This window comes from Microcoleus sp. Aus8_D2 (genome assembly GCF_036702665.1).
Lineage (GTDB): Bacteria > Cyanobacteriota > Cyanobacteriia > Cyanobacteriales > Microcoleaceae > Microcoleus.
Genome location: NZ_JAUBUN010000039.1, coordinates 48,714 through 57,161, shown reverse-complemented (window position 1 = coordinate 57,161; position 8,448 = coordinate 48,714). Strand labels below are relative to the sequence as shown.

At 41.4% G+C, this 8,448-nt stretch carries 3 protein-coding genes; all 3 read right to left on the bottom strand.

Annotated elements, in window-relative coordinates:
• Positions 1-288 precede the first annotated feature (288 nt).
• The gene (locus QUB64_RS24880) at positions 289-2,058 is read right to left on the bottom strand and encodes an adenylate/guanylate cyclase domain-containing protein (protein WP_333275991.1); all 1,770 of its coding nucleotides are present in this window, start codon (positions 2,056-2,058) and stop codon (positions 289-291) included.
• On the bottom strand, positions 2,055-2,450 hold the full coding sequence (locus tag QUB64_RS24875; protein WP_333275989.1) for a response regulator: 396 nt from the start codon (positions 2,448-2,450) through the stop codon (positions 2,055-2,057). The genes QUB64_RS24880 and QUB64_RS24875 overlap by 4 nt, the downstream gene beginning before the upstream one ends.
• Positions 2,451-2,897: 447 nt before the next feature.
• Positions 2,898-8,438 carry a trifunctional serine/threonine-protein kinase/ATP-binding protein/sensor histidine kinase gene (locus QUB64_RS24870; RefSeq protein ID WP_333275987.1) on the bottom strand — a complete coding sequence of 1,847 codons (5,541 nt, stop codon included), beginning with the start codon at positions 8,436-8,438 and terminating at the stop codon, positions 2,898-2,900.
• Between the last annotated feature and the right edge of the window lie 10 nt (positions 8,439-8,448).

Sequence of the window (8,448 nt, the reverse complement as noted above, 5' to 3'; positions counted from 1 at the left end):
AAGGTGCGTCGCTATTAGATTGTCACTCTTTCTTTAATAATTGTCGGCTGCGACGCACCCTACAAATACTAATAATTTTCCCCCTGACGCACCCTAGGGTTAGGATTATTAAGTAATACCATTCATAAAAAATCTTGCTATCAAACAAATTTTTGGTTCATTTTCTGAACTATTGTATAAGGTGCGTCGCTATTAGATTGTCACTCTTTCTTTAATAATTGTCGGCTGCGACGCACCCTACAAATACTAATAATTGTCCCCCTGACGCACCCTACGGTTAGTTACTAACTACTGACACCTATCAAAATAAATTTGAGCCACCCTATCCCCCGGATTTTGCCGCAAACAATCCGCAAACAACCCTCCAGCTTCCCTAAAACTCTTCAGATTGTACAAAGACAAAGCCTCAGCAAACACTGGCAAAGTAGCCAACTTCCCCGCTTTAACGAACGGCAAATCTGCATCAAAAACCTCATAAACAGTAACCCATTCAGACTTTCCCTTAACCTGAACCTTATCAATTACCCGAATTGCATAATCAGCAGGATTTGTCAAGCGATCGAAAGTATGTTGAGTAATTAACAGCGACACCCCATAATTCTTCGTCAAACTTTCAATTCGAGCAGCCAAATTAACCGCATCGCCAATCACAGTACCATCCATCCGATTGCGTCCGCCAACAGTACCCAACATCAAAGAACCAGTATTAATTCCCACCCCAATCTCAATCGGCACATAGCCCACAGAAGCACGATATCGATTGTATTGAGCAAGAGTATGCAGCATCGCAATTCCCGCTTTCACCGCATTGTCGGCGCCCTCGCTAAACAACGCCATAATTGCATCGCCAATATATTTATCAATAAACCCCTGATTTTCCACAATCAGCGGTTCCATATAACTCAAATATGAATTTATAAATTTAAAATTTTCTTGCGGTGTCATCTGTTCCGAAAGAGTAGTGAAATCGCGGATATCAGAAAACAAAATCGACATTTCCAACTCCACTGCGTCTCCCAATTTAACATCAACAATACTGTCACATCCCAAAAAAGCTAAAAATTGATTGGGTACAAAGCGACTTGTCGCCTCAGTGATTTTTACTTCTGTATCTAGTGCCAGTTCCAAATTGCAATTCACCTCAAAAAGCTCCTCAATGAATTTTTGGCGCTCTCTTTCCGCTTTTTTGCGATCGGTAATATCTAAGAGAGTATTAATAGCATAGGTGACTTTGGCGTTGGTATCATAAATGGGAGTTGCCGAAATTTCTAAAGGAATAATTTTATCGCCGTTATGCACTTCTATATCTTCAGCGGTGGCATTTTCCCCCCTCAATGCCCGCACAATCGGTAAATCATCGGGAGGATATTCTTGATTTGTACCGGCTTGATAAGTTTGATAAACCTCTGACAGTTGTTCGGCACTCGTATCCGGTACAACTCCTTTACCAAATATCTCTTTTGCTTTCTGATTCACAAAATAAACTTGGCCCTCCGAGTCCAACACTCCCACCCCAATTGGCATTGCTTCCAAAAACTGCATCAAGCGATTTTCATTTTCGTGAAGTAGGGTAATCAGCAAGGCTTGCTCGCGGTTTAAATGCGCCAATTCCTCATTCATTTGCTGAAGCTGCGCATTTTGTGATGCCAGAAGTTTATTTTGAATATAACTGTTGACGGCTTCTTTTACGGTCAAACTCAAATCTTCTTGCTGCCAGGGTTTAGCTATATAACGATATAAATTGGCATTTTTGATAGCATTTCCCACAGCCTCAATATCTGCTTGACCTGTCAGCATGATTTTGATAGTTTTGGGCGAGAGTATATGAACTTTTTTTAATAATTCATCTCCCTTCATCTCAGGCATGATATGATCGGAAATAATTAACGGTACTTCATACCCATCTGACAAGAGTTCTTCAATCAACTCTAATGCTTCCTCCCCACCCTCGGCAATTTCTATCAGATAAGCATTGCCGACAACTTCTTGGAGTTCTGCTTTGAGGCTCTTCAGTACGGTGTTGTCATCATCTACACAGACAATTACCTGTTGTTTCATAGTTGAGATAAACCTGATTTAATAGTTTCCAGCAATTCGGCTTCCGACCAAGGTTTAGACAAACAGCAGTGGAGATTTGCGAATTCTTTAGCTCGGCTAATAGCTTCTTCGTCAGCTTGACCTGTCAGCATAATTTTAACAACTTTAGGGAATTGCTCGTGAATGCGAATTAGTAACTCGTCTCCCTTCATACCTGGCATCAACCAGTCAGAGATAATCACAACAATACTCACATCGTCTTCATTTAATTCTTGAATTAAATCTAAAGCTTCATCAGCATCCTCGGCTGCTTCATAGATATAATTATTGCCAAATGATGATGAGAGCTGCGTCCGCAGACTGTCCAACACCATTCTTTCGTCATCTACACACAAAATAACTGCTTTAGACACCTATTATTTCTCCTTTGTGATTAGTAATTAACCTAAAAATTAGTCAATCAACTTAGCGGGCTGGATCTTATTTTAAGCTAGAGTATGTTAGGTCGATCGCCCGCACCCCACTCAGATTCTCTTGAATAAGAGATTTCCCCAGAGCTTTAGCTAAGTATAATACATATAATGCAAGTATTCCAGCTCGATCGCCCATTTCCGGCTAGAGTGGAATTATGAAGTAATATGTGCGATCGCACAACCGCTATCAAAACAGGTTTGATCGTTCGGGCTTGAGTCCTCAGGATTTTCATGAGGACTCTTCCTCCGAACGATCAAAACAAACCTCCCGAATCGCCCCTGTGACTGCTGAGGAATGAGAATTAAATAACTTACAATTTGATGGTTCTTGTGGGATGTCGGGCCCGACATCCCACAAACTTGTGTAAATTATTTAATTCGCGATCCTTAGACGCCGCTCATCGGCAGAAAAACATGAAATGTAGTTTGACCGGGAATCGATTCGACTTCTATTTTACCCTGATGTTTTGCCAAAATCTTCTTCACAATATCTAGCCCCAAACCGCTACCTTCTCCGGCCGGCTTAGTCGTAAAAAACGGCTCAAATATTTTCGCTTTTATCTCGAATGGTATCCCCTTACCGCTGTCAGTAACACTAATCTTAGCCTGCCCGTCTTGCTCCACCAAATCAATAATTAACCTGCCTCGGTAATCCATTGCTTGCAAAGCATTGTGAACCAGATTTGTCCACACTTGATTTAGTTCGTCTGGATAGCACAGTATCGGCGGGATTTCGGCATAGTTTCTCACTACTTCAACTCCCTGTTTGAGTTGGTTTTGATAAAGGGTTAAGATTGTTTCAATGCCTTCTGTAATGCTGGCTGTGGTCTTTTCCCCCGACTGTTCGTAACGGGCATAGGTTTTTAAGGCAAACACGACTTTTGACGCTCTGTCTGTGGCTGTGTCGATCGTAGCGAGGCCTCTTTTTAATTCAGAAAGTTTGTAGGCCATTTCCAGGACTTGCAAGCTCTCGGGTTTTTGCAGCAGCGGCACAAAGCTGTCAATTTCTTGATATACTCCCATCATCACTAGGCGATCGGCTGCGGTATCTGGATCGGCGATGCCTAATTCTTGCAGTTGGCCTCTCAAAGCTCTCTTAAATTTGCGTTCTTCTTTCGTTGACAAGCTTGCTTCTTGTTGGAGGGAACGCTGGAGTAAACTCAAGAAATTATCTGCTTCTTCTGGGGAGAGAGATTGAAACAGTGCCGGCAACTGTTCTAGAGTTTGATTCAAGAACTTAGAAACATTTCCCGCCGAGGAGCGAATCGCACCCAAGGGAGTGTTAACTTCGTGAGCAACTCCAGCCACAAGTTGTCCTAAAGCTGCCATTTTTTCTGATTGAATCAGTTCTGCTTGGGTGGCTTCGAGATAGCTTAAAGCTTGTGAGAGTTCTTGGGTGCGTTCTTCGACTTTGGCTTCTAAGTTGGCATAGAGTTGGGCATTTTCTATCGAGATCGCTGCTTGAGAGGACAAGATTTTTAAGACTGCTAATCTGTCAGGAGTAAAGGCATTTGTTGTCAGATTGTTTTCAAGGTACAGAATAGCAATAATTTTGCCTTGATGTTGAATCGGCAGGCACAAAACTGACTTTGGTAGGCACTCAATGATATAAGAATCATTGATATTTTGGCTTTCTTTCGGTACATTGTTGTAGAGTAAAAGTTCTTCTGTTCTGGCTACATAATTAATCAGACTTATGGGAACTATTCTGCTAGTTTCAAGAGGGATGGATTGGAGGACTACATTTTCTGAAGCGTCGCTAGTTCCCAAAGCTTCCACTATTAAGTTACCTTGTTGGTACAAAATCAGAGCACCTTTGGAAGCTCCAGCATTCTCAATTGCCGTTTGCATCAAAGTTGACAGCAGTTTGTCAAGCTGAATTTCCCCTGAAAGAGCTTGAGATGCTTTGATAACTGTTGCCAAGTCGAGAAATCCTGAGCTTTCCAAACTGGCAGTCATTGAGAGGGTGACATCAGTCATCGGGGAAATTGTCCCGCTTGTCTCCAAGCTGGTTTTCTGATTCAGAATCGGGGCGAGTAATTGCGGATAGCGTCTTTCTAAATCGTCAACTTTTGCCTTAGCGCCCCAGCGTGCATAAGCATAGTAAGCATCAGTTAAATAGACTCGGGCAATTTTTTCTTTGCCATCTGCGATATAAAATTTGGCAGCGAGTTCGTGGGCGAGGGCTTCATCATTAATATAGTCATTTTCTTGGGCGAGTTCAATAGCGCGATCGTACAAATTCATAGCTTCCATAGAGTTTCCCAAAACTCGCGCTTTTTCAGCTTCTACCAAGTCATATTTGTGTTGGAAATTCATCGGAGCAGACTGGGCAAATTTCAGCAGTTTTGCTTGGTTACTTTTGACTTTCAGCAGCCCGATTTCTGGTGAAAGATTAGCAATAGAAAGTCGTACTAAAGAATCGTAAAAACAGAATATAGGAACATTAATAAAGCCTAAACAACCATCAATAAACTCTTCACTTTTTACAGCATTTTCTAACTTGCCTTCAAATTCACCGGTATCAAATAAATAAGAAAGAATCATTTTATGCAGATATAGTGAATGCAATGAAAATCTATCGTTAGCTTTTTCTAGAGCAGGCAAAATTTCTAATTCGTTATAGACTTCACCTATTAAAAGCAGCGGATTTTTTGTTTTTCCTAATAAATTACTGGTTGCTTGCCAAAATATTTTAATCCAATTCAAAGGAGTTATTTGCCGTTTTTGGGTAATGACATAACTATAGTTTGCCATCTCCTGTTCAAGGCCTGATAGTTCCTGTCCACCAAAATAAGCATATTGGGATTTTTGTATAGCACAATAGCTCGCGTGCGCTAAATCTCCGTTTTCCAAACCACTTTGATAACCTGCTGCAAAAAGTGGCTGAGTTGACCGCAGATGCTGTTGACTGTGAACTGAAAATCCTGCCACTTTAAATAACACAGCACTTTTGATTTTTTTGGCATTTAAGTGTTCAACTAATTTTACAGCAAAACACCCATAGCGATAAGATGCCTCAAAATCTCCGACTACTATATTGAGAATAATCGCATAATCAGCAAAAGCATAAGGCGAAAAAAGTGAATGGCCATATTCGAGCAACAGATTGACTTCTTCGCACCCCATGTGTGGAGTTAAAAATGGTGCAGATTGAGCTGCCGCAGGAGTCATACTGGATATAATTCGCAGGGCTGCTAATTTATACTCATCTGTCATCGGAGACAAGTTTAGTAGTTCTTCATTACTCTTTCCTGCTAAAGCCTCAGCGGTAGCTTTTACTGTTTGTTCAATTTGCTCATGAGTTGGTGATGCAGGCAAGTTAACTCCAAGTAGGGGCAACACTTGTAAACCTATTTCAATCGCTTCTAGTTGTTGAGTTTCTGCTATAGAAGAGTAAATTTTAACTTCATATATTTTGACTGTATCTAAAATATTCTTTGCCTGTTGCAGCACAATTGAAGCCAATTGCTCCATCTGTTCAAAGTCGGCGTTGAGGTATGCTACTTCGGAGGCTTCTACATACAATGATAGTGTTAATTCATAAATGGTTTTCCAACTATCTTTTGCTAGAAGTTTTCTCCCTAAATTTAAATAATTTATGGAGGCTATATAAGCCGTTGAATTTTTAGCTTTACTTCCGGCTATTAAATTTAATTGAGCTAATTCATCTCGCTCAGTCTGAGAGTCAATTAAATCCACCCCAATATTCAACTGGTTGACAATATCAAAAATTTTCTCTTCTTTTGCTGATTCAGGCGTATTTCTCAGCAACAGTTGTCCAATTTTGAGGTGAGTTGACTGTTTGTGCTCTTCGGGAATCAGAAAATATGCTGCTTGCTGTACTCTGTCATGCAAAAATTTGTAGGGAACCGATAACTCAGATGCTTGTCCAACTTCCACTGATTCTGAGTCCTGAAAGAACTTGTACACTTCAGTGATGGGAATAACTAACCCTTCTTGCAATGCTGTCCACAATTCTGCCGCTGTTTCTGTTTGAGATTTTTCGTTGACAATTGCTAGAGTAGATAGGTCAAATTGGTTGCCAATACAAGCAGCTAATTTCAAAATTTCTTGAGTGTTGACAGGCAATTTTTGCAACTGAATCGCCATGAATTCGACGACATCATCGTTCAAAGCTAGAGATCTGACTCGGGCAATGTCGCACTGCCAATAATTGTGATTAACATCAAAAGTAATTAATCCATCGCCGTAAAGGGATTTAAGAAATTGAGTTGCAAAGAAAGGATTGCCTTTGGTTTTTGTCAGCACCAGTTCTGTTAAAGGAAATGCTCTTGCTAACGGACAACTCATGGTATCGGCAATCAGGCAATTTAGAGATGGCTTGTCTAAGGGTACTAATGTAATTTGATTTACTGTTGCTGCATTTTTGCGGAGTTCGTCTAAGGTCAAGATCAGGGGATGAGCACCGAAAACTTCGTTGTCTCGATACGCTCCGATTAACAGTAAATAACGGGTATCTGTCTCGCTTACCAGTAACTGCATGAGCTTCAGCGAAGCAGAATCTGCCCACTGTAAATCATCCAAGAAAATCACTAAAGGATGCTCTTTTGTGGCGAATATTCCGATAAATTTACCGAAGAGCAAATTAAAGCGATTTTGAGCGGCATTTCCTTCGAGTTCTTGGACTTTTGGCTGCTTTCCGATCAGGTGTTCTAATTCAGGAATGACATCGATAATTACCTGGGCATTGTCACCCAAAATTTTTAAGATTTTGGCTTGCCATTGCTGCACTTTGGTGCTAGTTTCTGCGAGTAATTGCCGCATCAAATTCTGGAAGGCTTGTACCCAGGCAGAAAAGGGGATGTCGCGCTTGAATTGGTCAAATTTCCCTTTGATGAAGTAACCGCGCGCTCCGACAATGGGTTTGTGTACTTCGTTGACTGCGGCGGTTTTGCCAATGCCGGAAAAACCGGCGACTAGGATGATTTCGGTATTGCCTTCGCTGACGCGATCGAATGCTGCTAATAATGTGTTAACTTCGGTTTCTCTGCCGTAGAGTTTTTCGGGTATGGCGAAGCGATCGCAAATATCTCTAGCGGCCAAGGTAAACTGGTTAATCTTACCTGTTGCTTGCCACTGTTGCCAACAGGTTTCCAAGTCATACCTGAGTCCGAAAGCATTTTGATAGCGTGATTCGGGATTTTTTGCCATCAATTTCATGATGATGTCATTCACCATTATAGGAATGGTGGCTACAAGTTCCATGGGCGGAGTTGGCATCTTGGCAATATGGCAGTGAACTAACTCCATCGCGTCGATACATTTGAAGGGTAATTGTCCTGTCAGCAGTTCGTAAAATGTGACTCCCAGCGAGTAGAAATCGGTGCGGTAGTCGATACCTCGATTCATTCTCCCGGTTTGTTCGGGAGACATATAATTTAACGTTCCTTCCAGAACGTTAGGGCTTTTAATTTCTTGATTTTCTCGGGGTAACAGGGAAGAGATACTGAAGTCTATAATTTTGATTTCTCGGGTGTTTGGATTTATCAGAATATTCTGAGGTTTGATATCTTTGTGAATAATGCGCTCGCGATAGAGTCCTTCTAATACTTTGACTATTTGAATTGCTATTGGTAAAAAATCATCCGGGGTGAGCGGGCGAAGGGTGGTATATTCGGAAATAGAGATGCCTCCAAAATCTTCCATGACTAAAGCAAAACCGTTGCGGTAGTTGGAGAGTTCGAGGGGTTTGACAATTCCTGTCAGGTCAAGATTTTTGGTAATTGTGTACTGATTCCGAAACTGCACGAGTTCGTTGAAACTTGGATATTCGCTTTGGAGGATTTTGATGGCGACGGGTTTTTGGTCTGATTCGGAAATTGCTCGGTAAACCTGGGTTCTCGATCCGTTGTAAATGCGATCGAGAATGCGATACCCGGGAATTGTTAGTGAAGTGTCTGTCATGGGATTTTGG

What these genes read in the sequence shown, in the direction of transcription:
- QUB64_RS24880 (WP_333275991.1), bottom strand. Translation starts at nt 2,058, where the DNA reads ATGAAACAACAGGTAATTGTCTGTGTAGATGATGACAACACCGTACTG.
- QUB64_RS24870 (WP_333275987.1), bottom strand. Translation starts at nt 8,438, where the DNA reads ATGACAGACACTTCACTAACAATTCCCGGGTATCGCATTCTCGATCGC.